Below are 2,083 nucleotides of genomic sequence, written 5' to 3' on the forward strand. Positions count from 1 at the left end.
TATGGAATATAGAAGATATTACCATCTAGACTACTAAATATACTTTATGTGAAAGTTTTTACGTTTAGGAGAAAAAAGGGGGGGGACAACTAAGACATGCCGTCTTCTTCACCTTCTTCAAAGAACGGCACACAGAATGCAGTGTCTTTCTTGGCATCAGGAATAAAGCATTTTAAAATATCTGTTAAGTCAACAGGCTCTTTATTATAACGCGCATCTAAATCCGCTTCACTAATCTCTTTATAAGTACCGTCGATGAGATTTTTAAGTTTGGCTGGCTTACCATTAAGACTTATTTCTTCCACAAGGTTTTTAACCTTCCCATCCTTACCAAAGTCAAAAGTTGCATCGTTTATGGTGCTGTATTTTGTGCCTGTAGCAAGTTTGTAATTCATTTGTTCGATTGAATAACTCATACTACCGCCTACATCTCCTGTATAAGAACATGCCATGCCATGCGTCTTAGCTTTAGCGATAGAGCTAATGACGATACAGGTTGTATCACCTTTAGTCGAACCCATACCAGCCATAGCACTGATAGATAACAATGATAATGGGATAATAGTAAGTAATGTGGTAATTTTCATTTTTTCGTTCCTAAATACGTTTATAGTCAATGGATTGAGCGATAAATAGCTAGCCATTTATAAGGCTGGATAGCCTTGCCATCCATAAATTTGAATCATTATGGTTAGCAGTCCAAAAGGAATATAAAGGCATATCAGGGTCATTGATTTCTACCCTCATACCAGTAAAAGTAGTCTCAGTCTTTCCGCCGCTAATATGACCCGAACTATGCACCTTATAATTTTCATTTGTCACAGTTGATTCATGTGAATACCACTGCCTGATATCAGAAAAATCGCAAATAATCACTCTCTTTTCTTGTTCTGGATCAATGGTAAAGGCTATCTTTCTAGCTTCTTTATCTATAATTATCCCAGGAGCCTCGTAAGAAACATTTATATTATTCTTTATGGCTAGCTCTTTGTAATAATTATGAACTTTATCGTATTCCTTTCTTCCTTTAGTCGCTATCAGCGTGAACTGTAGAAATGTGAATCGTATACCTAGTATTATAAAGAGCGAAAGCATGAATGTTAGTAAGGCTGATATGAAACCGCCCCCAAAAATAAATGCGAGTATAGATAAACCCAAAGCTATATATAGAGTTTGTTTAGCAATTTTTTTCATTACTCCAAATGTTTCAAAATCAGGAGCCAAGTCATCGTTTGCACTTATTTTCTGTATAGCCATACTAAAGTCCTTTGAATTTCCCCTAAAATTTTAGGCGATACTTTGATCGAACGAATACAATGTCTAATTTATTAAATAACTAAAAATTGTTGATAGAACTCATTGTAACAAATAAGTAACAATTTTAAACTAACAAACTAAAGTTTTTTAAATTTAGTTTGTTAGTCGCCCCGCCCCCTGCGTAAGGGCAACCAACCGATACTTAGCTGAGCTTAAAGGTGTGGTCTCTTCTATTCCTAATGAAGCTATTTTAATCAATACGTTGGCGCTACAAGAGGCGAAGCACAGCTCTGAGATCGAAAATATTGTCACAACCAATGATGAGCTGTTTAAAGCTGAGCTTGATATCGTCAATCAGAGCCTTGCGACCAAAGAGGTGCAGAACTACACACAAGCGCTCAAATCAAGTTTTGATACGGTACGAAAAAGCGGTATTATTCGCTTAAGTGACATTTTAGCGATTCAAGAAGAGTTAGAGAAAAACGTGGCAGGGTTTCGTAAGCTGCCGGGTACGACGCTCAAAAACAGTCGGGAGTTTCCTAAAAACTGTGTAACTGCTTATAATCCATTAACAGGAGAATAAGCAATGACTACTCAATCTGACATTAAAAAACTGGCCGAACAAATGGCTGGTAGCATGAAAAGCTTTGATAACATCAAAGACTTCCAAAAGCAGCTCATGCAATCCTTTATCGATACTGCCTTAGAGGCTGAGATGGAAGACCATCTCGGCTACCCCAAGCATGAGAAAGCAGATAAACCAAACAAGCGCAACGGACACACTAAAAAGACCGTCCGCAGTGATACAGGCGATCTTGAAATCTCT

General features: G+C 37.4%; 3 protein-coding genes and 1 pseudogene. 2 read left to right on the top strand and 2 right to left on the bottom strand.

Going from position 1 to position 2,083, the window contains the following annotated elements:
- Positions 1–89 precede the first annotated feature (89 nt).
- Entirely contained in the window at positions 90–587 is a 498-nt protein-coding gene (locus TT12_RS14925) for a hypothetical protein (protein WP_045456504.1), read from the bottom strand.
- Positions 588–636: 49 nt separating this feature from the next.
- Positions 637–1,257, bottom strand: a complete 621-nt coding sequence (locus TT12_RS14930; RefSeq protein WP_045456507.1) for a hypothetical protein — start codon at positions 1,255–1,257, stop codon at positions 637–639.
- A gap of 202 nt (positions 1,258–1,459) precedes the next feature.
- On the opposite strand from TT12_RS14930, the pseudogene TT12_RS14935 reads away from it, so the two are divergent.
- Together TT12_RS14935 and TT12_RS14940 are read left to right on the top strand one after the other, a co-directional pair.
- Positions 1,460–1,840, top strand: a pseudogene (locus tag TT12_RS14935) (Fic/DOC family N-terminal domain-containing protein); the annotation flags it as partial.
- A 3-nt stretch (positions 1,841–1,843) separates the two neighbouring features.
- Positions 1,844–2,083: transposase (locus tag TT12_RS14940; RefSeq protein WP_045456512.1), on the top strand; the 240-nt coding region annotated here is incomplete at its 3' end.

Origin of the sequence: Psychrobacter sp. JCM 18903 (genome assembly GCF_000586475.1) — a bacterium.
Classification (GTDB): Bacteria; Pseudomonadota; Gammaproteobacteria; order Pseudomonadales; family Moraxellaceae; genus Psychrobacter.